Raw genomic sequence first — 21,772 nt, 5'->3', positions numbered from 1 at the left:
GCGAGGCTCAGTGCGCCGGGCGGTGGGCGTACGGCGCGTCGACCTTGCGGCCGGTGACGTGGCTGGGCGTGACGGCCACCCAGGGCGCGTTGTCGCTGCCGGCCCACGGGGTGTCGTACGCGTGCGCCTCGACGCGGCGTACGGAGTCGGGGTCGGTGAGCGGATGCGCCTCGCCGACGACCAGGACGCTCCACCCGCGTCCGAGGGCGTCGTCGATGTGGTCCACCTCGAACGCCACCTCGCTGCCCGGCGCCGTGGACACCACAGCGCCGGGCGGTGCGCGGAAGGCCACCTCACCATCGGCGACCACGTAGTTGACGGGCAGGATGGCGGGGCCGTCGTGGGTGGTGACCGCGACCCGGCCGACGCCGTGGGTGCCGAGCAGCGCGCCGCACTCGTCGAGGCCGAGGTCCATCAGGTGCGGGCGGTAGGCGGAGTGGCCTGCGCCGGGCGGCAACTCCACGGTGCCGCCCTCCAGCTCCATGACGCTGGTCTCGAGGGCGTCGGCCAGTCTGAGCAGGAAGCCGATGCCCGGGGTGGCGGGCTGTTCCTCCAGGTACTGGATGTAGCCGGGCGCCGAACCGGCGCGGAGGGCCACTTCTTCGCGGCTGAGGCCGAGCTGCTCCCGGCGGGCGGCGACGCGGCGGCCGATGTCCCCCCGGCAGTGGCCCGGCGTCCGCGTCTCAGGGCTCCGCAGCAGCGGTTTCTCGGACATGAGGCACCGTCCCTCCGGTCGAAGGGCGCCATGTCCTCACGGTAGTCACCCGCGCCCCGGTCCGCACGCCCCGCGGGCCGGAGCATGTCCTACTGCTCGCCGGCGCCCGGTTCGACCACGTCGCGGCGGCGGCCCGGCGTCTCGATCTTCTCCAGGGTGGCGATCGCCGGGTGGTGCAGGTCGAAGGCGGGTGACTCGGACCGGATCTTGGGCAGGGTGGTGAAGTTGTGGCGGGGCGGCGGGCAGGAGGTTGCCCACTCCAGGGACCGCCCGAACCCCCACGGGTCGTCGACCTCCACCCGCTCGCCGTGGCGGGCGGTCTTCCACACGTTGTAGAGGAACGGCAGCGTCGACAGGCCCAGGAGGAAGGTGCCCAGGGACGACAGGGTGTTCAGCGCGGTGAACCCGTCCGCGGCCAGATAGTCGGCGTACCGGCGCGGCATGCCCTCCGCCCCCAGCCAGTGCTGGACGAGGAAGGTCATGTGGAAGCCGGTGAACAGCGTCCAGAAGTGGATCCTGCCGAGCCGCTCGTCGAGCATGCGCCCGGTCATCTTGGGCCACCAGAAGTGGAAGCCCGCGAACATCGCGAAGACGATCGTGCCGAAGAGCACGTAGTGGAAGTGGCCGACCACGAAGTACGAGTCGGTGACGTGGAAGTCCATCGGGGGCGAGGCGAGGACCACGCCGGTCAGCCCGCCGAAGAGGAAGGTGACGAGGAAGCCCACGGCCCACAGCATCGGCGTCTCGAAGCTGAGGGAGCCCTTCCAGGTGGTGCCGATCCAGTTGAAGAACTTCACCCCGGTCGGCACGGCGATGAGGAAGCTGAGGAGCGAGAAGAACGGCAGGAGCACCGCTCCGGTGGCGAACATGTGGTGGGCCCACACCACGACCGACAGGCCGGTGATCGCGATGGTGGCCCCCACGAGCCCGATGTAGCCGAAGAGCGGCTTGCGGGAGAAGACGGGCAGGACTTCGGTGACCACCCCGAAGAACGGCAGCGCCAGGATGTACACCTCGGGATGGCCGAAGAACCAGAAGAGGTGCTGCCACAGCAGCGCTCCCCCGTTCGCCGGGGCGAAGACGTGCGACCCGAAGGCGCGGTCCGACTCCAGGCACAGCAGCGCGGCGGCTAGCACCGGGAAGGCCAGGATCACCAGGACCGACGTCAGCAGCACGTTCCAGGTGAAGATCGGCATCCGGAACATCGTCATGCCGGGCGCGCGCATCCCGACGATCGTGGTGATGAAGTTGACCGCGCCGAGGATGGTCCCGAAGCCGGAGAGCGCCAGCCCCATGATCCACAGATCGGCGCCGAGCTGCGGGGTGTGCTCCTGGCGGCTGAGCGGGGTGTAGGCGGTCCAGCCGAAGTCGGCCGCGCCGTTGGCGGTGAGCAGGGAGCCGACGACCATCAGCCCCCCGAAGAGGAACAGCCAGTACGACAGCATGTTCAGACGGGGGAACGCCACATCGGGCGCGCCGATCTGGAGCGGCATGACGGCGTTGGCGAAGCCGGCGAAGGTGGGGGTGGCGAACAGCAGGAGCATCACGGTCCCGTGGAGCGTGAACGCCTGGTTGTACTGCTCGTTCGTGATGAGCTGGAGGCCGGGCCTGGCGAGTTCGGCGCGCATCACCAGCGCCAGCACCCCGGCGAAGAGGAAGAACCCGAACGAGGTGATCAGGTACAGGTGCCCGATCTTCTTGTGATCCGTCGTGGTCAGCCAGCCCACCACGGCGCGGCCCGGACCACGCCGAGCCGCGGGTACGGGAGCGACGGGCTCGGTGGAAGTCACCATGGGCGGCAACCTACGCAGTGCGCGGCCGTACGGAGCGCCTTGGGCTCGCCGGGTGGGGGGACGTCACCCGTATTGGCCAGCGCCGCGCCGACGCCCTGTCCGGGCGGCACGCGTCCGGGCGGGCGGCGTGTCCGGCCGGGCGGATCGCGTGGGGGCGGGCGGATCGCGTGGGGGCGGGCGTCCCCGTCCGGGCGGCGCGCTTCCCGGCCGGGCGCCGGGGGCACGGCGGTAGGCGGTACGGCGGTACGCGTCCGGGCGGCGCGTCCCGCCGGCCCGCGCGCTTCCCGGCCGCGCCGGGTCGGCGCGTCCCCGTCCGGTCACGCGGGGCAGTCCGTACGGGCCCGGGCGGGGCACCTCCGGGGCGGTGCGCGGTCGCCCGTACGGGTCCGGGCGGCGCGTCCCGCCGGCCCGCGCGCTTCCCGGCCGCGCGGGGTCGGCGCGTCCCCGTCCGGTCACGCGGGGCAGTCCGTACGGGCCCGGCCGGGGCACCTCCGGGGCGGTACGCGGTCGCCCGTACGGGCCCGGGCGGGCACGTCCGGGGCGGTACGGGTGGGCGGGACCGACGCGGGGTTCAGGACGCGGTCCGCGCGGACGGGGCCGTGGCGGCACGGGCGCGGTCCTCGGCCGCCGCGGCCCGCGTGATGTTGCGGGCCATGCCGCCGAAGACCGCCGCGTGGAACGGTGACACGCTCCACCAGTAGGCGTGCCCGAGCAGGCCGCGCGGGTGGAACAGGGCGCGCTGGCGGTACCGGGCGCGGCCCTCGCCGTCCTCCTCGGCGTACATCTCCAGCCAGGCCAGGCCGGGCAGCCGCATCTCGGCGCGCAGCCGCAGCAGCCGCCCCGGTTCGAGGGCCTCGACGCGCCAGAAGTCCAGCGAGTCGCCGACCCGCAGCCGGTGCGCGTCGCGGCGCCCGCGGCGCAGCCCGACGCCGCCGGCGAGCCGGTCGAGCCAGCCGCGCACGGCCCAGGCGAGCGGGAAGGAGTACCAGCCGTTCTCACCCCCGATGCCCTCGATGACGCGCCACAGTGCGTCGGGCGAGGCGTCGACGGACCGCTCGCGCCGGTCGGTGTAGAGGCTGCCGCCCGCCCAGCCGGGGTCGGTGGGCAGCGGGTCGCTCGGCGCGCCCGGTACCGAGGCGGAGGACCACCGGGTCGCCACCTGGGCCTCCCGGACCCTTCGCAGGGCGAGGGAGAGTGCCTCGTCGCAGCCGAGGGGCTGTCCGGGAGGGTCCGGGACGTACCGGGCGATGTCGTGGTCGCGGCAGACCACCTCGTGGCGCAGCGACTCGACGAGCGGGCGGGCGATGCCGGGGGGCACGGGGGTGACGAGCCCGACCCAGTGGCTGGAGAGGCTCGGGGTGAGGACGGGTACCGGCAGGATGATCCGGCGGGGCAGGCCGGCGACGGTGGCGTACCGCCGCATCAGATCCCGGTAGGTCAGGACGTCGGGACCGCCGATGTCGAAGGGGCGGTGCACGTCGGGGGGCAGTGCTGCGCTGCCGACGAGGTAGCGCAGGACGTCGCGGACGGCGATGGGCTGGATGCGGGTGCGCACCCAGCTGGGGGTGACCATGACGGGGAGGCGTTCGGTGAGGTAGCGCAGCATCTCGAAGGAGGCGGAGCCCGAGCCGATGACGACGGCGGCGCGCAGCGCGGCCGTGGGCACGCCGGAGTGGAGCAGGATCCTGCCGACCTCGGCGCGGGAGCGCAGGTGCGGGGAGAGCCAACCCTCCGGTACGGCGGCGGGGGTGAGGCCGCCCAGGTAGACGATGCGCCGGACGCCGGACGCCCGGGCGCTGCGGCCGAAGATCGTGGCCGCCCGCCGGTCGGTCTCCTCGAAGTCCCGCCCGCTGCCGAGGGCGTGCACCAGGTAGTACGCGATGTCGACGTCGCGCATCGCGTCGCGGACCGTGTCCTCGTCGGTGACGTCCCCTTCGGCCACCTCGACGCGGTCGGCCCACGGGTGGTCGCGGAGTTTGCCGGGCGAGCGGGCCAGGCAGCGGACGCGGTGGCCGGCGGCCAGCAGCTCCGGCACGAGCCGGCCGCCGATGTAGCCGGTGGCGCCGGTGACGAGACACAGCGGTGCGCCGTTCGGGTCGGTCATGGGGGCTCCTGCCTCGACGGTCCTGTCGCTTCCACGGTGCCCCTTTCCCGTTCCCCCCGCTCGGCGGGCCCGCGTCCCCGGGCCGGGCCGGTCAGCCCGCGGCCAGCCGGGCGAGTGCCCGCAGGGGCGCGGATCTGCCGCGCGTGGGCACCGTCCACAGGGTCTGCCCGGTGACGCCCCACCGCTCCAGCAGCGCGTTCGCGGCGAGGAAGCCGCTCGTCGCGGCCCGTTCCATCAGCGCGACCGGAAGGCCGGTGCGCACGAGGTCGCCCGCCACCATGACGGCCGGGTCGGGCGTGCGGACCGTGGGCCGGTCCCGGTAGCCGCCCACCGGGAAGCTCGGGCAGTCGGAGCGCCACTCGTGCCGCTCGTCGACGACGAGGGCGTCGCGGGTCTCCGGGTACACGGAGTGCAGCCGGGTCAGCAGCCGCTCCTGGAAGGCGGGCCGGTGGACGCCCGCGCGGATGGCGTACGCGTGGAGTTCGACGACGCTGCCGCCTGTGCGGGCGGCCCAGCGCGCCGCCTCGCCCTCCCAGCGTTCCAGCACGCTGACGTTGTCGAGCCCGGCGTATCCGCTGGTGGCGAGGAAGCCGGGGCGGTCGGTGGCGACGGGCCGGTCGAGCCAGTACCGGGAGACGAGGAAGGGCGGGGCCGTGCGCAGGCGGCGCAGACGGGTGCGCCAGGCCGGGTCGCCCAGCCGGGGCGAGTCGTTCACCAGGCGGCGCAGCCCGGAGGTGTCGAGGGCGAGGACCACGGCGTCGTGGTGGCGTCCGGCGTCGTCGGCCGTGACGGTGAAGCCGCCCCGGGGGCCGGGTTCCACGCACTCGGCGGCGCGGCCTTCGAGGAGTTCGGCGCCGTGTCCGGCGAGGTAGTCCCCGAGGGGCTCCCACAGTGCGCGCGGGTAGGGCTCGTGGGGGACGTCGAAGAGCAGTCCCTCGCCGGAGCCGAGGAAGTAGATGTGGAACATCAGCGCCAGCTCGGCCGCGGACAGGGTGCGGGGATCGACGAAGAAGCTCCGGGAGAACACCTCGAACGCCAGGTGGTGGGCCGCCTCGGGAAACCGGATCCGCTCCAGCAGGTCGAGGGCGCTGATGGTGTCGAGCCGCTCGTACACCTGGGGGACGCGGACGTCGAGCAGCGGCAGCGCCGCGCGGGGGTTCATGGCGGCGAGGTCGCGGGCGGTGAAGCAGGGGCTGAGCGCGGCGAAGCCGAGGGCGTTCCACGGCGGGGTGCGCGGGACGCGGGCGAAGCCGTCGCGCAGGCCACCGCTGTGCCACAGGGGGTAGTCGGGGAGCGGGGTGAGCCGGGCGAGCGCGGGGTCGGTGCGGCGCAGCAGGCCGCGCAGGTTGTAGTACTGGCGGAAGAAGGCGTGGAAGCCGCGGCTCATCGTGGCGGGGGTGCCGTCCGCCAGGGTCACGGGCCATCCGGCGAGCCGTCCGCCCAGTTGCCGTTCGCGTTCGTACAGGGTGACGCGTACGCCTCGCTCGGCGAGCGCGGTCGCCGCGGCGAGTCCGGCGATGCCGCCGCCGATGACCGCGGTGCGGGGCGGCTCGCCGGTGACGCGTGGCAGGCCGGGCCGGGGCGTCACGATCCGGGCCCGCCGGTCCCGGCCGCGCCGGGGGGCCCGGGCCGGCCGGGCGGAGGGGGTCACGGGCCGGGCGGGCGGTGCGGGGGCCGGTCGTCCCGGTGACGCGGGGGTCGGTCCGTCGGCGGGCGGCGGGCTCATGGGCGGTTCCCTTCGCGAAAGGTCGGGGCGGGGCGCCGGGGCAGCAGGGGCAGTTCGGCGACGGTGCGGAGCATGGGCAGCACGGGGGTGCGCAGTCCGATGCGCAGGTCCTCCAGGAGGCGGGTGTCCCCGTCGAGGAAGCGCAGGAGTCGCTCGGTGGGCACGGTGCGGAAGAGGCCGGTGAAGAACGCCGGTCCGTCGACGCGTCCGCTGTGCAGGGCGCGCAGCACCACCGCGTCCAGGGCACGCGCGCGTGGCGGGTGCGCGGCGGGCGGCAGGGGGACGCGTCCGGCACGCAGGGCGGCGGCCACGGCGCGGGTCTGGCGCTGCACGCCGGCGAAGGTGTAGCCGGTCGAGGGGCGGGTCGCGCCGCCCGCCGTCCCGATGCGGAACACCGAGTGCCCGGCGCGGCGCCGGTGGCGCGCGTCGCTCATGACGATCGCCCCCTGCTCGGTGCCGGTCACCTCGAACCGGCCGAGGCGCAGCACCTCGCCGGTGTAGTGGCGCAGGGCGCGTTCGTACGCTCCCCGGTCGAGGGCGGCCGGGGAGAACTCGGTGTACTCGACGAGCGCGTCGTGAGGGGTGAGGGGCAGGACGTAGCCGAAGGAGAGGCCGTGGCGGGGCTGCGGGGTGCGGAAGTCCATCAGCTCCACGGTGGTGGGGTCGAACACCGCCCGCTCGGCGTGCACGAACCAGCCGCGGAAGTGCTGGAGGAGCCGGGTGCGGGCCGGGGGCGGGCAGCGGGGCAGGCGGGAGTCGAACACCCAGCGGGCGCGGACCCGGAGGCGTTGTCCGAGGGCCGTGACGCCGAGGACGTCCGCGCCGCCGGGCCGGTCGCGGACGGCGTGGACGGTCGCCTCGACCCGGGTGACGGTGTCGTCGAGGCGTGCGCCCACGGCGTCCGCGAAGGCTCCGGAGCGGAGCATCTTGTAGCGCAGGGGTGCCGTGCGGCGGGTGACGGCGGTGCCGTCGGGGTCGCGTACCCGCAGGCGGTCCCAGGAGCGGACCAGCACGTCGTCGTAGTCGCCGCCGGGTTCCTCCCAGTGGCACCAGGTGCGCTCGGGTGGCCGGAGTGGCCCGGTGGGGGCGTCGATGAGGACCGTGCCGGGGCGGTGACGTCCGTCCCCCGTTGCGGTGCCGGACGCGCACAGGTGGTGGGCGAGGGAGAGGCCCGCCGCGCCCGCGCCCACCACGGCGACATGGGTGTCCAGCACCAGGTGCGGTTCGCGCACGGGGTGTCTCTGCGGCGGCATGGCGGCTCCCTCCGGGGCTCGGGTGTCCTTTCCCCTTCCGCCCCTCGCCTTCCCCGCCGCAGCGGCCGTTCGGGTGGGCCCGGAGGTGTCGCCGCCCGGGCGGGGCGTCAGCCGGCGGCGAGGGGCAGGCCGGTGTAGTTCGCGGCCAGGTCGGCGGCGGCGTGCGGTGACGTGGCGATCCGGTCGAGTTGGGTGAGCTGGAGGCGGGTGTCGAACGGCGACTGGTCCGGGTCGGTGTGCAGGGTCGTCGTCATGGAGTACGAGAAGTGCTCGGCCCGCCACACCCGGCGCAGGCAGGTGTCGGAGTACGCCTCCAGGAGTTCCTCCGAGCCGGTGGTGTGGCGCAGCTCCAGGGCGCGGGCCAGCACCACCACGTCGGCGACGGCGAGGTTGAGGCCCTTGGCCCCGGTGGGTGGCACGATGTGCGCGGCGTCCCCGGCGAGGAAGAGCCGTCCGTGGCGCATCGGCTCGGTGACCCAGCTGCGCATGGGCAGCACCGACTTCCGCGTGACCGGGCCGCGCTTCAGCCGCCGGTCCGGGTCGGCGTCGAGCGCGAGGCGGGCGTCGAGCTCGTCCCAGACGCGCTCGTCGGGCCAGTCGGCGGGGTCGGTGCCGTTGGGGACCTGGAGGTACAGGCGGCTGACGGTGGGCGTGCGCATGCTGGCGAGCGCGAAGCCGCGCGGCGAGTGGGCGTAGATCAGCTCGTCGTACACGGGCGGCGCCTCGGCGAGGATGCCGAGCCAGGAGTACGGATAGGTCCGCTCGTACGTGGTGCGCAGGTGCTCGGGCACGGCGTCGCGGGCGATCCCGTGGAAGCCGTCGCAGCCGACGACGTAGTCGCAGGTGAGGGTGTGTTCGCGGCCCTCGTGCGCGTAGCGGACGACGGGGCGGTCGGTGTCGGCGCCGTCGACGGCGTGGACCTCGGCGTCGAACAGCAGCGGGCCGCCGTCGGCGAGCCGGAGGGCGATGAGGTCCTTGACGACCTCGGTCTGGGCGTACACGGTCACCCTGCGGCCACCGGTGAGGGAGGGGAAGTCGACGCGGTGGGCGCGCCCGGCGAAGCGCAGTTCGATGCCGTCGTGGACCAGGCCCTCGCGGTCGAGGCGGTCCCCGGCCCCGGCGGCGCGCAGGACGTCCACGGTGGGCTGTTCGAGGATGCCGGCGCGCTGCCGCGCCTCGACGTAGGCCCGGTCGCGGCGCTCCAGGACGACGCTGTCGACGCCGGCACGGTGCAGCAGCCGCGCGAGCAGCAGTCCGGCCGGGCCGCCGCCGACGATCCCGACGGTGGTGTGCATGGGCGACTCTCCTGTTCGCAGAGTGAAGTAAACTTCACGAAAATGGGTGCGGTGAGTCTGCGCCCGGGGCCCGGCGCTGTCAACGCCCGCGGGCCTCCACGGTGTCCCCCCGTCCGCGACGAAAGAGCCCGATGCCCTCCACCACCCCCATCGAGACGCCGCCCGAGGCCGTCGCCCCGCTGATGCGCGGCATCGCGGTCCTGCGCCGCCTCACCGACGCGGGAGGGACGCTGAGCCTGAGCGAACTGGAGCGCGCCACGGGCCTCGCGCGCGCCACCGTCGACCGGGTGACCGCGACCCTGGCGCGCATGGGCCACCTCCGGCTGGACGGCCGCGACGCCACCCTGGCCCCGCGCCTGATGGAGCTCGGCAACGCCTATCTGGCCGCGATCGGGCTGCCCGACCTGCTCGGGGCGCACGCGGACGCCCTCGCCGACGAGCTCGACGAGTCGGTGTCCCTCGCGGTCGCCGACGGGGACGGCATCCGGTTCGTCCACCAGGCGACCCGGCGCCGGGCCATGTCCCTCAGTTTCCGCATCGGTGACCTGCTGCCCGCCGAACGCACCGGCCCCGGCCCCCTGTTCGCCGCCGACTGGACCGGGGAGGAGTGGGAGCGGTGGCGCCAACGCCGTGCCGCCGACCCCGAGGACCTGACCTTCCCCGCCGTACCCCCGCGCGCCCGGCCGGAGGGGGACGACTTCGAGGAGCGCGTCGCACAGGCCCGCGAGCGGGGCTGGTCGCTCGACGACCAGCTCATCGAGCCCGGCCTGGTCGCCCTGACCGCCCCCGTACGGAACGCGGACGGCCGGCCGGCCTGCGCGGTCAGCGTGGTGAGCCACACCAGCCGGCACAGCGTCGCCTCACTGCGGGACGCCGCGCTGCCCCGGTTGCGCGCGACCGTACGGGCCATGGAGGGGGCGCTGCGCGACGCGGCGGAGTTCCCGCCGGCGCCGGCGCCCCCGGCGGACGGGCCGCCCGCCGGGCTGGCCGCCTGGACCGGCGCGTCCAAGCAGGAGCTGGGCCGGGGGTTCATCGAGTCGCTGGCGCGCGGGCTGACCGTGCTCACCGCGTTCGGCGAGGGCCGGGACACGCTGACGCTGAGCGCCGTGGCCGAGGCGACGGGCCTGGCCAGGGCCACCGCCCGCCGCGCGCTGATCACCCTGGAGCACCTGGGGTACGTCACCGCGCGGGAGCGGTCGTTCCGGCTGACACCGCGCGTCCTGGGCCTCGGGTATCCCCCGCTGTCGCGTACGACGCTCTCGGCGATCGCCGCGCCGCACCTGGCCGCGCTGGCGGGGCGGGTGCACGACTCGGCGTCACTGGCCGTGCTCGACGGGGACGACATCCGGTACACGGCCCGCGTCGCCACCAGCCGCGTCATGAGCGTCAACATCACCGTGGGGACGCGCTTCCCGGCGTACGCGACCTCGATGGGCCGCGTCATGCTGGCCGGGCTGGAGCGCGCCGAGCGCGCCGAGCGGCTCGCCCGCGTCACGCCGCGCGCCCTGACCCCGCACACGGTGACGGACCGGGGGGAGCTCGCCGCCGTCCTGGACGAGGTGGCGCGCTCCGGTCACGCGCTGGTCGACGAGGAGCTGGAGGAGGGCCTGCGTTCCATCGCCGTACCGGTCCGCGACCGCGGGGGGACGGTGGTCGCGGCGGTGAACGTCGCCATGCACAGCGTGCGGCGCACCGCCGAGGAGTGCGTCGGCGACATCCTGCCGGAGCTGCGGGCGACGGCGGACCGGATCGAGGCGGACCTTCGGGTGGCGGGGCGGTTCGCACCGATCCCGGTGGACTGACACACCGTCAACCAAACCCGGGCCGGGTGACGTTCGCGTTTCGGGGGCACATGTACGGCGGAAGGAGGACCGTCGCCATGAGCTCCGCCAAGCAGCACGTTCCGTGGTGGGTGAAGGCAGCGGGCGCGGTGGCCGTGGTGACCGCGCTCCTGCTCGCCGCCCTCCGCCTCGACCTGGTCCCCGGGTTCGGTGACGTCTTCGGGGAGGAGACGCACGACCGCTCCGGGCCCGTCCTGCTCGAATCCCTCCAGGACATCAGCCGTTACGACGCCGCCTCGGGCAACTTCCAGGTCGTCGTCGACCTGGAGAAGGACGCCCGGCTCCTCCCCGACGCCCTGCGCGGCACCCGCACGCTGTACGTCGGCGCGGGCACCGTGGACGCCTATGTCGACCTGGGCCGGCTCGGCGCCGGCGACGTGACGGTCGACGAGGAACGCACGACCGCCACGCTCCGGCTGCCACGCGCCGCGCTCGGCACACCGGCCCTCGACCCCGACCGCTCCTACGCGGTGGCCAAGCAGCGGGGCCTGCTGGACCGGCTCGGTGACCTCTTCTCCGACAATCCCGGCAGCGAGCAGGCCGTGCAGCGGCTCGCCGTCCGGCACATCGCGCAGGCCGCGAAGGAGAGCCGGCTGACCGCCCGCGCCGAGGAGAACACCACCCGGATGCTGCGCGGCCTGCTGCGCTCCCTCGGCTTCCGGAACGTGACCGTCACCTACGCGGGCTGACGGCTGCCGAGCGCGGGCAGCACCCGGTCCGGGGTGAGCGGCAGTTCGCGGAGGCGGACGCCGATGGCGTGGTGGACGGCGTTGCCGATGGCGGCGGCCGTGCCGACGATGCCGATCTCCCCGATGCCCTTGCTGCCCATCGGGTTGAGCCGGCTGTCCTCCTCGTCGACCCAGTGCGCCTCGATGGCGGGCACGTCCGCGTGGCTCGGCACGTGGTAGGCGGCCAGGTCCCGCTCGGCGAAGTCGCCGAAGGCCGGGTCGACGGCCGCGTGCTCGGTCAGGGCCATCCCGAGCCCCATGGTCATGCCGCCGATGAACTGCGAGCGGGCGGTGCGCGGGTTGAGGATCCGCCCGGCGGCGTACACGCCGAGCAGCCGCCGCACCCGCACCTCGCCGGTGCCGGTGTCGACCCCGACCTCGGCGAAGTGGGCGCCGAAGGCGTGCCGGGCGAACGGCGGGGTGCGGCCGGCCTCCTCGGTGGTGTCGGCCGACGCGGACAGCCCCTCCACGGGCAGCGGGCCCTCGTGGCGGGTGAGCCGCTCCACCAGGCGCGTGCAGGCGGCGTGCACGGCCGACCCCCAGGACGCGGTGCCGGACGAGCCTCCGGCGAGGGGGGCGCGCGGCAGGCGGGTGCTGCCGATGTGGATGCGTACGGAGTCGAGACCGACGCCGAGCGCGTCGGCGGCGATCTGGGCGAGGACGGTACGGGCTCCGGTGCCGATGTCGGTGGCGTTGACGTGCACGGTGCGGGTGCCGTCGGGGTGGGCGGTGGCGGTGGCGGTGGACGGGGACAACAGGACGGGATAGGTGGCGGCGGCGACGCCGGTGCCGGTGAGGTGGGCGCCCTCGCGGCGGATGCCCGGGCGCGGGTCGCGGTCGTGCCAGCCGAAGCGGCGGGCTCCCTCGCGCAGGCAGGCGACGAGGTTGCGGCTGCTGAAGGGCAGGCCGCTGTCCGGTTCGGTGACGGGCTCGTTGCGGACGCGCAGCTCGATGGGGTCGAGGCCGAGGGCGTCCGCCAGTTCGTCCATGGCGGACTCCAGGGCGTACATGCCGGACGCCTCGCCGGGGGCGCGCATCCAGGAGGGGCTCGGTACGTCGAGGGGGACGACCCGGTGGGCGGTCCGGCCGTGCGGTGACGCGTACATCACCCGGGTGGGGACGCCGGCCTGCTCGACGAACTCCTTGATGCGGGAGGTGTACGTGGTGACGTCGTGGCTCACGGTGGTGAGGGTGCCGTCGCGCTCGGCGCCGAGGCGCAGGCGTTGCACGGTCGGGGCGCGGTGGCCGACGACGGCCGCCATGTCCCTGCGCGGGAGGGCGAGTTTGACGGGGCGGCCGGTGTGGCGGGCGGCCATGGTGGCGAGGACGACGTGGGGACGGGGCGTGCCCTTGGAACCGAAGCCGCCGCCGACGTGCTCGGAGACGACCGTGACGCGCTCCTCGGGCAGGCCGAACATCCGGGCCAGGACGGAGCGGACCGGTCCCGCGCCCTGGCTGGAGTCGTAGACGGTGAGGTGTTCGCCGCCGGTGGCGCCGTCCCAGCGGGCGTAGGCCGCGTGCGGCTCCATGGGGTGGTTGTGGAGCGGCGGTATGCGGTAGGTGACGTCGACCCGTACGGGCGCCGCGTCGAAGGCGGCGTCCGCGTCGCCGCGTTCGGTGCGCGCGGGCTGCCCGCCGTTGGCCTCCTCGGGTGCGTAGGCGTCGGGGTGGTCGGGGGTGAGGGTGACGTCGTGCGGCTCGGTGGCGTACGTGACGTCGACGGCCTCGGCGGTGGCGCGGGCCGCCTCCGGCGTCTCGGCGACGGCGAGGGCGACGTACCAGCCGCGGTGCGGGACGGTGTCGTTCTGGAGGACGGCGAGCGTCGGGTCGTCGGGCTCGGCCAGCCGCGGCGCCGTCCAGGGGGTGAGGACGGCGAGGGCACCGGGGACGGCGAGGGCGGAGGCGGTGTCGACGGCGGTGACCCGGCCGCGGGCGACGGTGGCGGCGACGGGCCAGGCGTAGGCGCAGTCGGGCGGGGTGTGCGCGAGCTCGGTGGCGTAGCGCGCGGTGCCGGTGACCTTGTCGCGGCCTTCGAGCCGCTCGGCGGGGGCGCCCAGGGCGGGCGCGGTGGTGGGCGCGGTGGGGCGCATCGCGGGACCCTCCGGGGGTGTCAGCGGGCGGCCGGTTCGGCCGGCCGGGCGGGCTCGGCCAGTGCGGCGAGGACGCGGCGGGCGAGGTTGCGGGCGAGGGGCACCTTGAAGGCGTTGTCCCGCAGCGGCTCGGCCAGGGCCAGTTCGGCGTCGACCGCGTGGTCGATGTTCCTGGCGGTCGGGGCGCGACCGAGCAGCGCCGTCTCGGCGAGGCGGGCCCGCCACGGCCGGTGGGCGAGGCCGCCGAACGCGAGCCCCACGTGCCGTACGGTCCCGTCCTCGCCGACGTCGAGGACGCCCGCCACCGAGGCGAGCGCGAAGGCGTACGAGGCGCGGTCGCGGGCCTTGAGGTAGGCGGAGGGCAGGCCCGCCGTCCGGGTGGGCAGCACGACGGCGGTGATCAGCTCGCCGGGCGCGATCACCGTGTCCCGCTCGGGGTGGTCGCCGGGCAGGCGGTGGAAGTCGGCCGCCGGTACGGACCGGGCGCCGTCCGGGCCGTGCAGTTCGACGGTCGCGTCGAGGGCCACGAGGGCCACGGCCATGTCGGAGGGGTGCGTGGCGACGCAGTGCGGCGAGTGGCCGAGGACGGCGTGGTCGCGGTGGATGCCGTCGCGGGCGCCGCAGCCGCTGCCCGGGCTGCGCTTGTTGCAGGGCTTGGAGGTGTCCTGGAAGTACGGGCACCGGGTGCGCTGCAACAGGTTCCCGCCGGTGGTGGCGATGTTGCGCAGCTGTCCGGAGGCGCCGGCGAGCAGCGCCTGCGACAGACCGGGGTAGCGAACGCGTACCAGCGGGTGGGCGGCGAGGTCGCTGTTGCGCACCGTCGCTCCGACGCGCAGCCCCCCGTCCGGCTGCTCCTCGACGGCGTCCAGCGGCAGCCGGCTGATGTCGACGAGGGTGCCGGGACTCTCCACGCCGTGCTTCATCAGGTCGACGAGGTTGGTGCCGCCCGCGAGGTAGCGGGCCCCGGGGCTGCTCGCGTGGGCGGCCGTGGCCTCCTCGACGCTGGTGGCGCGTACGTACGCGTAGGGCTTCACCTGATCACGTCCTCACCACGCAACTTCACTTGATCACGTCCTCACCACGCATCACGTGCTCGCCACGTCTTCGACGGCGGCGACGATGTTCGGGTACGCGCCGCAGCGGCACAGGTTTCCGCTCAGCCGCTCGCGGATCTCGTCGGCGGTGAGGCGGGCGGGCCCTTGGCCGGGCGGTGCCGCGGGGTCGGTGGCGTACGACGGATGCCCCGCCGCGGCCTCGTCGAGGACGCCGGCGGCCGAGCAGAGCTGGCCGGGCGTGCAGTAGCCGCACTGGAAGGCGTCGCGGTCCAGGAAGGCGCGTTGGAGGGGGTGCGGCTCGTCGCCCGCCGCGAGCCCCTCCACGGTGGTGATCGCGGCGCCGTCCTGGGCGACCGCGAGGAGCAGGCAGCTGTTGGCGCGGCGGCCGTCGACCAGGACGGTGCAGGCGCCGCACTGGCCGTGGTCGCAGCCCTTCTTGGCGCCGGTCAGGCCGAGGTGTTCGCGCAGCAGGTCCAGGAGCGTCGTGCGGTGGTCGACGGCCAGGGTGTGCGGCGCGCCGTTCACCGTCAGGTCGATGCGCGAGTGCGTGGGGCGCGGGTGTTCCGTGCGCATCAGAGGCTCTCGTCGCCCTCGTCGGGGACGGTGTGCATGGCGGCCTCCTCGGCCGAGGCCGCGGCGCCGGCGATGCCGACGTCCCGGGCCACGACGTCCTTCTCGGTGTCCGGGTGGGCCCCCTCGTCCGGGGCGACGAGGCGTCCGGAGCGTTCGCGGCCGACCTGGTCGTCATAGGGCTCGCCGTCGCCGCCGGGCAGGTCGCCGATGCCGTTGGAGTCGTCGGGCTCCTGCAGGGCCGGGTCGGGAATCTCCTCGGAGAGCCGCTGGTCGAGCGTCTCGCCCTCGTGCTGCTCGCGGGCGGTGGTGCCGACGTGCTCGACCGCGAGGGGCCGCTCGGGCGGCGACCAGCCCTCGTCGTAGGGGTTGGCCTCCCGGTCCGACAGCGTGTCCTCCGGGTCGAGGATGCCGTCGTCCTCCCGGCCCTCGGTGCCGTCGGGCTGGTAGACGTCGTCGCCCATCGCGTTCTCGGTTCCCATGGCGTGGCTCCCGTGTCTGCTCGCCTGCTCCTGGCCGCGCGCTGCTTCACGGCTCTACGGCTGTACGCCTGATCGCGTATCCAGCCTGGAACAGGTCACACATCCCGGCATTCCGGGCGAAGCGGTACGGGGCCGGAACAGCGTGGGAACGGGTCGGAACGCGTGGTGGCCCGGCGGACGTGTCCGCCGGGCCACCACGGGCGTGGGTGCGCCCCCGCACCCGCCGTCGACGGGGGGTGCGCTCACGCACCTCTTCGCTCACCGCTTGAACGCGTCCTTGAGCTTCCTGCCGGCTCCGCGCAGGTCGCCCTTGGCGCGCCCGCCGCGACCTTCGGTGGTCATCCGCTCGTTGCCGGTCCGGCGACCGACGGTCTCCTTGACCGCGCCCCTGATCTGGTCGAACTTCCCGGAGGTCCTCTTCCTGTCCTTGTCCATGGTCGCGCTCCTCGGTGCCGAGCCAACCCCCGTACGACGGACCGCGTGCCCGGCGCGGCGCGGGCCAAACGCGACCGGGCCCCTCAGGCCTCCTCGAAGTGGCCCCGGCTCCGGGAGCCGGTATCCCAGTGCAGCAGCCGGTCGGCCTGCCGACGGGTGCGGTCGGCGAGCTCTCTCACCTCGACGAGCACGTCTCCGTGCTCCTCGACCAGCTGGTCGTATATCGGCGAGCCGGGGTGGTTCGCGGAACGGACGGCCATGTGCGGATCTCCTCGGTGCGGGGACTGCTGGGGGGCCGGGGCGCCGCCCGGCCTCCCGCCACCTGCCCGTGGTCCCGCGGATCATGCCGCCCCGCCGTGTGACGTCCCCCGCACCGCCCTGCCCTTCGCGCGGGCGGCCCGGGTGGCCTGGTACCCGTCGTCCCGGTATCCGCCCTCCTGGGTGCGGCGGACGCACGCGGCGACGACCTCCCGGAGGCTGCCGGTGCGGCGCAGCAGCCGGCGCTGTACGCGTGCGCCGTTCCCGTGGCTCAGCAGCTCGGCGATGCCCTTGCGGGCGTACGGCAGGTCCCCGTTGTCCTCCAGGGCGTCCTCGATGTGGCCGAGCAAGGCGTGGACGACCCGCTCGGCCGGGGCGGGCCGCATCGTCAGCGGGTGGACGAGCGTGTCGTCCAGGCCCGAGCGGGCGGCCCGCCAGGCCGCCGCGCGCAGCAGGCCGATGCCATGGCGCTCCGGGGGGACGCCCTCGCGCCACTGGCGGGCCGCCGTGTCGACGAGGCCGCGCGTGAGGGTGGCGACGAGGGCGGTGGTGGCGGCGTCCAGGCAGACGTCGGGGGACCTGACCTCGACGGTCGGGTAGTTGCGCGACAGCCGGGCGTCGAAGTAGACCATGCCCTCGTCGTACAGGACGCCGGTGCCGACGAGGTCGCGGACCTGCTGGTGGTAGCGGTCCGCCGAGCCGAAGAGCTCGACGGGTCCCGTGCCGGGCCAGCGGCCCCAGACCCTGTTGCGGTAGCTGCTGTATCCGCTGTCCTGGCCCTGCCAGAACGGTGAGTTGGCGCTCAGGGCGAGCAGCACGGACAGCCAGGGCCGGATGCGGTCGAGGACGGCGACGCCCTCCTCGTCGGACACGACGGACACATGCACATGGCAGCCGCAGGTGAGCTGTTCCTGGGCGCTCAGGGCGAGTTGTTCCTGGATCCACCGGTAGCGCTCACCTTCGCCGAGGGCGGGCCGGGCGGGCAGCGGAGAGGTCGCCAGGGCGGCGACCGCGCCTCCCACCTCGGCCGCGTGCCGGGCCGCCTCCGCGCGGCAGCGCTCGATCTCGGCGGCCAGCTCACCCATGTCGGACTGCGGGCGGGTGGCGAACTCCAGTTGCTGTCCTTGCAGTTCCTTCTGGAACACGTGGGCGCGGCCGTCTCCGCTCTCCTTGGCGGCGGCGTCCAGGACGGCCGCGGACAGGGCGACTGGCTCTCCGCTCCGCGGATCCACCAGCAGAAGTTCCTCTTCCACTCCGACAGTGCGCAACGGAAACCACCTTTCCATCGCATCCGGCGGGGACCGCGCGGGACGCACCATCATCCCGGCTCCGGACGCGAGGCACACCACCGCCTACCAGGTCTGGCGCGTTCCCGTCGCTTCCGGCCGGAACCCGGGGACCCCCGGCCCCCGGGACGTCGGCGGTTCTCCCCGCCCGTCAGAACTCGTCGGCCGTGTGGGGCGCCGGGTCCGTGCGCAGGGCCGCGTCCAGCCGGTCCGCCGCACCCGCCGTGTGCTCGTCCACCAGACCCGCGCGTACCAGGTGGCGGACCCGGGTCCCGCCCAGGTAGCAGGCCGACAACTCCCGCACGTCCAGGGTCAGGTCGGGGGCGTCGCCGGTCGGTTCGTACGCGCAGCCGCGCGCCGTGGCGGTGAGGCGGAAGCGTCCGGCGTTGGCCGCGAGGTGCGGGTCGCGGACCTCCAGCACGAGGTCGGCTCCGGCCGCCCAGGCACGGGCGGTGAGCGCCGCCCGTACGTCGATGAGCCGCACCCACAGGCCCGGGTGCAGCCCCGTCACGCGCACCTGGTCCCGGTCGGCGGCGAACAGCAGCAGGGGGTCGTCGACCGGGCGGCCCCAGGCGCGGACCGTTCCGGTGAGGTCGATCGACGCGATGTACCGCCACAGCGCGGCGGCGCCGGCGGCGTCGTCCGCCTCCAGCTCGTCGACCCGGACCACCCCGGGCGTGCCGGTGTCGTCGTTGCCGCCCTTGGTGCGGTAGACGGCGTACCCGGCGAGCGGGCCGCCGGGGTCGCCGAGCGCGACGATCCGGGGCGGGGACAGCTCGGCGTCCTCCTCGGCGTCCTCGGGCAGCCACTCGCCGCGCCAGCGCTCCGCGTCGCGGGCGATGCGGCCCGCCCGGACGGCGCGGGTGGCGTCGAAGTACGGGCCGACGACGGCGGGCGCGTCCGCCGGGTCGACCAGCCGCAGCGGCCGCTCGTCGGGGTCGACGCGCAGGGCGAGCGGCCGGCGGGAGTCGATCTCCACGCTCAGCCCCTGGGTGGCGGGGGCGAAGCCGAAGCGGCCGTAGATCGCGTCCTCGGAGGCCCACAGCGCGGCGAGCGGGCGGCCCTGCGCGGTGGCGCGCCGGAACAGCTCGGCGATCATCGCGGACAGCACACCGCGCCTGCGGTGGGTGGGGGCGACGGAGACGAACGTCAGTCCGGGGCAGGGCAGTTCGCCGCCGGGCACGGAGAGGGTGAAGGGGTGGGCGGCGACGAAGCCGGCCAGGGTGTCCCCGTCGTACGCGCCGATCCGCTCGCACGGGCGCATCAGCTCGCGGTGGTGCTTGCGCTTCTCCTCGTCCGGCTTCTCATGGAAGACGAGGTAGGCGAGCTCCAGCGCTCGGTCGAGATGGGCCTCGGGCACATCGCGGATGTCCATGCGCCGGACTCTAGTCTCCGGATAGCGGACGGGCACGGGGGTTTTCCGCCGTGCCGGGGAGGGGACTGCGGGGAGGCTATGTGGAGCCGGGCGTCAGGCCACGGACCCGATCCGCCCCGCCGGGGCGTCGGGCCCGTCGTGGTGGATGGGCGTGTGGGCGCCGGCCAGGGAGACGCCGCTGCCGCCGCGCCGGTTGGCGACGATCTCCGCGCCGATCGACAGGGCGGTCTCCTCGGGCGTCCGGGCGCCGAGGTCCAGGCCGATCGGGGAGCGCAGGCGGGCGAGTTCGAGTTCGGTGACACCGATCTCGCGCAGGCGCTTGTTGCGGTCCTCGTGGGTGCGGCGGGAGCCCATCGCGCCGATGTACGCGACGGGAAGCCTGAGCGCCAGTTCGAGCAGGGGGACGTCGAACTTGGCGTCGTGGGTGAGGACGCACAGCACGGTGCGGCCGTCGACCTCGGTGCGCGCCAGGTACTCGTGCGGCCACTCGACGACGACCTCGTCCGCCTCGGGGAAGCGGGCGGGGGTCGCGAAGACGGGGCGGGCGTCGCAGACGGTGACGTGGTAGCCGAGGAACTTGCCGACCCGGACGAGCGCCGCCGCGAAGTCGATCGCGCCGAAGACGATCATGCGGGGGGCGGGGACGCTGGACTCCACCAGCAGGGTGAGCGGCTGCCCGCAGCGGGAGCCGTCCTCGCCGATGGTGAGGGTGCCGGTGCGGCCGGCGTCGAGCATGGCGCGGGCCTCGCCCGCCGCCGTCCGGTCCAGTTCGGGGTGGCCGCCGAGGCCGCCCTCGTACGAGCCGTCCGGGCGGACCAGCAGAGCCTGCCCCAACAGGTCCGCCGGCCCTTCCGTGATCCTGGCGAGGGCCGCCGCCTCCCCTCCGGCGGCGGCCCTCAGGGCGGCGGGGCAGACCCCGCCGCGGACCGGGGTGACGAGGATGTCGATGATGCCGCCGCAGGTCAGGCCGACCGCGAAGGCGTCCTCGTCGCTGTAGCCGAAGCGCTCCAGGACGGTCTCGCCGTCCTGGAGCGCCTGCCTGCACAGGTCGTAGACCGCGCCCTCCACACATCCGCCCGAGACCGACCCGATCGCGGTGCCCTCGCTGTCCACGGCGAGGGCGGCGCCCGGCTGCCGGGGCGCGCTGCCGCCGACCGCCACCACGGTGGCGACGGCGAAGTCGCGTCCCTGCTCGACCCACCGGGTGAGTTCCTCGGCGATGTCCAGCATGTCGGCCTCCTTCGAGAAGCGTGAGGTGGGGAGGGCCCGCGTCAGTGGGCGGTACCCGTGGCGAAGTAGAAGACGAACACCGCCGAGAGCACCCACATCAGGATGCTGGGCTCGCGCCACTTGCCCTGGGCGGCCTTGATCGCGCAGTACGCGATGACACCGGCGCCGACACCCGTGGTGATGGTGTACGTGAACGGCATCAGCACGACCGTGAGGAAGACCGGAACGGCGACGGACCAGTCGCTCCAGTCCACGTGCCGGGCGTTCTGCAGCATCATCGCGCCGATGACGACCAGGGCGGCGGAGGCCACCTGGCCCGGCACCAGCTGGGTGAGCGGCGTGAAGAACAGACACGCGGCGAAGAAGAGACCGGTGACCGAGGCCGACAGGCCCGTTCGGGCGCCCTCACCGACTCCGGTGGCGGACTCGATGAAGACGGTCTGGCCGGAGGCGCCGGAGACACCGCCGATCGCGCCGCCCGCGCCGTCGATGAACAGCGCCTTGCTCAGGCCCGGCATACGACCCTGGGCGTCGGCCAGCTTGGCCTCCTGGCCGACGGCGATGATGGTCGCCATGGCGTCGAAGAAGCCGGCCAGCACCAGGGTGAAGACGATCATCGAGACGGTGGTGTAGCCGATCTTCTCCCAGCCGCCGAACTCGACCATGCCGATGAGCGAGAAGTCCGGCATCGAGACGACGCTGCCGTGCAGGACGGGCGCCTTGCCGCCCCACGACGCCTCGTCGATGAGGCCGGTGGCGGTGCCGACGACGGAGACGATGGTGCCGGCGACGATGCCGAGGAGGATGGCTCCGGGCACCTTGCGGGCCTGGAGCATGAAGATCAGCAGGAGCGTGAAGGAGAAGAGCAGGACCGGCCAGCCGGTCAGGGATCCTCCGACACCGAGGGTGACCGGGCCGCCGCCCTCGCCCTTGCCGACGAAGCCGGCGTTCACGAAACCGATCATCGCGATGAAGAGGCCGATGCCCATCGTGATGCCGTGCTTCAGCGCCAGCGGGATGGCGTTCATGATGACTTCACGGACGCCGGTGACCACCAGGAGGCAGATCACGGCGCCGTAGATGACACACATGCCCATGGCCTGCGGCCAGGTCATGTCCGGGGCGACCTGCGTGGAGATGACGCCCGCGACACTCAGGCCCGCCGCGAGGGCGAGCGGGACCTTGCCGATGAAACCCATCGCCAGAGTGGTGACCGCTGCCGCGAGGGCGGTCGCGGTGATCAGCGCGGGCTGGCTCAGCTTGTCGCCGAGCGAGTCCTCACCGCCGAGCAGCAGCGGGTTGAGCAGGAGGATGTAGGCCATCGCCATGAAGGTGGTGATGCCGCCGCGCACCTCACGCGCGACCGTGGATCCTCTGTGGGTTATGTGAAAGTACCGGTCGAGCCAAGACCGTCCGGCGGGGACGCGGGAACCGGGTCCCGCGTCTTCGGCGACGGTCTTCGGCTCCACTGACGACTGGGTCATGGTGCCTACTCCCAAGGTTCAAAGGGGCACCCGCTGCCCGGGGGCAAAAGCT

At 74.5% G+C, this 21,772-nt stretch carries 18 protein-coding genes; 2 read left to right on the top strand and 16 right to left on the bottom strand.

The genetic code is table 11. From position 1 onward, the window contains the following. Positions 1-7 precede the first annotated feature (7 nt). The 6 genes from ABZZ38_RS24975 to ABZZ38_RS24950 form a co-directional block, all read right to left on the bottom strand. Positions 8-715, bottom strand: coding sequence for a pyridoxamine 5'-phosphate oxidase family protein (locus ABZZ38_RS24975; RefSeq protein ID WP_356743779.1), 708 nt, complete (start codon positions 713-715; stop codon positions 8-10). 89 nt (positions 716-804) lie between these two features. After that, positions 805-2,508, bottom strand: coding sequence for a cytochrome c oxidase subunit I (ctaD, locus tag ABZZ38_RS24970; protein ID WP_356743777.1), 1,704 nt, complete (start codon positions 2,506-2,508; stop codon positions 805-807). Positions 2,509-3,079: 571 nt separating this feature from the next. Then, a complete protein-coding gene (locus ABZZ38_RS24965; RefSeq protein WP_356743775.1) occupies positions 3,080-4,612 on the bottom strand; it encodes an SDR family oxidoreductase in 1,533 nt (510 codons plus the stop codon). A 91-nt stretch (positions 4,613-4,703) separates the two neighbouring features. Further along, the gene (locus ABZZ38_RS24960) at positions 4,704-6,338 is read right to left on the bottom strand and encodes an FAD-dependent oxidoreductase (protein ID WP_356743773.1); all 1,635 of its coding nucleotides are present in this window, start codon (positions 6,336-6,338) and stop codon (positions 4,704-4,706) included. Continuing rightward, on the bottom strand, positions 6,335-7,591 hold the full coding sequence (locus tag ABZZ38_RS24955) for a lycopene cyclase family protein (RefSeq protein WP_356743771.1): 1,257 nt from the start codon (positions 7,589-7,591) through the stop codon (positions 6,335-6,337). Before ABZZ38_RS24955 ends, ABZZ38_RS24960 begins: the two co-directional genes overlap by 4 nt. A gap of 107 nt (positions 7,592-7,698) precedes the next feature. Further along, complete coding sequence (locus tag ABZZ38_RS24950; RefSeq protein ID WP_356743769.1) at positions 7,699-8,886, bottom strand: 4-hydroxybenzoate 3-monooxygenase; 1,188 nt, start codon at positions 8,884-8,886, stop codon at positions 7,699-7,701. 131 nt (positions 8,887-9,017) lie between these two features. Here ABZZ38_RS24950 and ABZZ38_RS24945 point away from each other — a divergent pair, with 131 nt between their 5' ends. Together ABZZ38_RS24945 and ABZZ38_RS24940 are read left to right on the top strand one after the other, a co-directional pair. Beyond that, positions 9,018-10,688, top strand: coding sequence for an IclR family transcriptional regulator C-terminal domain-containing protein (locus ABZZ38_RS24945; RefSeq protein ID WP_356743767.1), 1,671 nt, complete (start codon positions 9,018-9,020; stop codon positions 10,686-10,688). A gap of 77 nt (positions 10,689-10,765) precedes the next feature. Next, entirely contained in the window at positions 10,766-11,416 is a 651-nt protein-coding gene (locus tag ABZZ38_RS24940; RefSeq protein WP_356743764.1) for a DUF4230 domain-containing protein, read from the top strand. On the opposite strand, the gene ABZZ38_RS24935 is transcribed toward ABZZ38_RS24940, so the two are convergent. The 10 genes from ABZZ38_RS24935 to ABZZ38_RS24890 all read right to left on the bottom strand — a co-directional run bounded on the left by ABZZ38_RS24935 (position 11,404) and on the right by ABZZ38_RS24890 (position 21,720). Next, complete coding sequence (locus ABZZ38_RS24935) at positions 11,404-13,545, bottom strand: xanthine dehydrogenase family protein molybdopterin-binding subunit (protein WP_356743760.1); 2,142 nt, start codon at positions 13,543-13,545, stop codon at positions 11,404-11,406. The two genes, ABZZ38_RS24940 and ABZZ38_RS24935, sit on opposite strands and share 13 nt — an antisense overlap. Before the next feature lie 20 nt (positions 13,546-13,565). Next, complete coding sequence (locus tag ABZZ38_RS24930; protein WP_356743758.1) at positions 13,566-14,579, bottom strand: xanthine dehydrogenase family protein subunit M; 1,014 nt, start codon at positions 14,577-14,579, stop codon at positions 13,566-13,568. 51 nt (positions 14,580-14,630) lie between these two features. Beyond that, positions 14,631-15,173: a 2Fe-2S iron-sulfur cluster-binding protein gene (locus ABZZ38_RS24925; RefSeq protein ID WP_356743755.1), complete on the bottom strand. Its 543-nt coding sequence runs from the start codon at positions 15,171-15,173 to the stop codon at positions 14,631-14,633. After that, positions 15,173-15,652: a DUF5709 domain-containing protein gene (locus ABZZ38_RS24920; RefSeq protein ID WP_356743752.1), complete on the bottom strand. Its 480-nt coding sequence runs from the start codon at positions 15,650-15,652 to the stop codon at positions 15,173-15,175. The genes ABZZ38_RS24925 and ABZZ38_RS24920 overlap by 1 nt, the downstream gene beginning before the upstream one ends. Before the next feature lie 258 nt (positions 15,653-15,910). After that, positions 15,911-16,087, bottom strand: coding sequence for a CsbD family protein (locus ABZZ38_RS24915; protein ID WP_356743749.1), 177 nt, complete (start codon positions 16,085-16,087; stop codon positions 15,911-15,913). Positions 16,088-16,170: 83 nt separating this feature from the next. Beyond that, a complete protein-coding gene (locus ABZZ38_RS24910; protein WP_356743747.1) occupies positions 16,171-16,347 on the bottom strand; it encodes a hypothetical protein in 177 nt (58 codons plus the stop codon). Positions 16,348-16,428: 81 nt separating this feature from the next. Next, the gene (locus ABZZ38_RS24905) at positions 16,429-17,613 is read right to left on the bottom strand and encodes a glutamate--cysteine ligase (protein WP_356743745.1); all 1,185 of its coding nucleotides are present in this window, start codon (positions 17,611-17,613) and stop codon (positions 16,429-16,431) included. A 169-nt stretch (positions 17,614-17,782) separates the two neighbouring features. Further along, positions 17,783-19,006 carry a GNAT family N-acetyltransferase gene (locus ABZZ38_RS24900; protein WP_356743743.1) on the bottom strand — a complete coding sequence of 408 codons (1,224 nt, stop codon included), beginning with the start codon at positions 19,004-19,006 and terminating at the stop codon, positions 17,783-17,785. 93 nt (positions 19,007-19,099) lie between these two features. Then, complete coding sequence (locus ABZZ38_RS24895) at positions 19,100-20,236, bottom strand: XdhC/CoxI family protein (RefSeq protein ID WP_356743741.1); 1,137 nt, start codon at positions 20,234-20,236, stop codon at positions 19,100-19,102. Positions 20,237-20,277: 41 nt separating this feature from the next. Next, complete coding sequence (locus tag ABZZ38_RS24890; RefSeq protein ID WP_356743739.1) at positions 20,278-21,720, bottom strand: NCS2 family permease; 1,443 nt, start codon at positions 21,718-21,720, stop codon at positions 20,278-20,280. Between the last annotated feature and the right edge of the window lie 52 nt (positions 21,721-21,772).

This window comes from Streptomyces sp. NPDC006368 (genome assembly GCF_040612535.1).
Taxonomy (GTDB): domain Bacteria; phylum Actinomycetota; class Actinomycetes; order Streptomycetales; family Streptomycetaceae; genus Streptomyces.
Note: the sequence above shows the minus strand (reverse complement) of the source record. Positions and strands in the feature narration are given on the sequence as shown.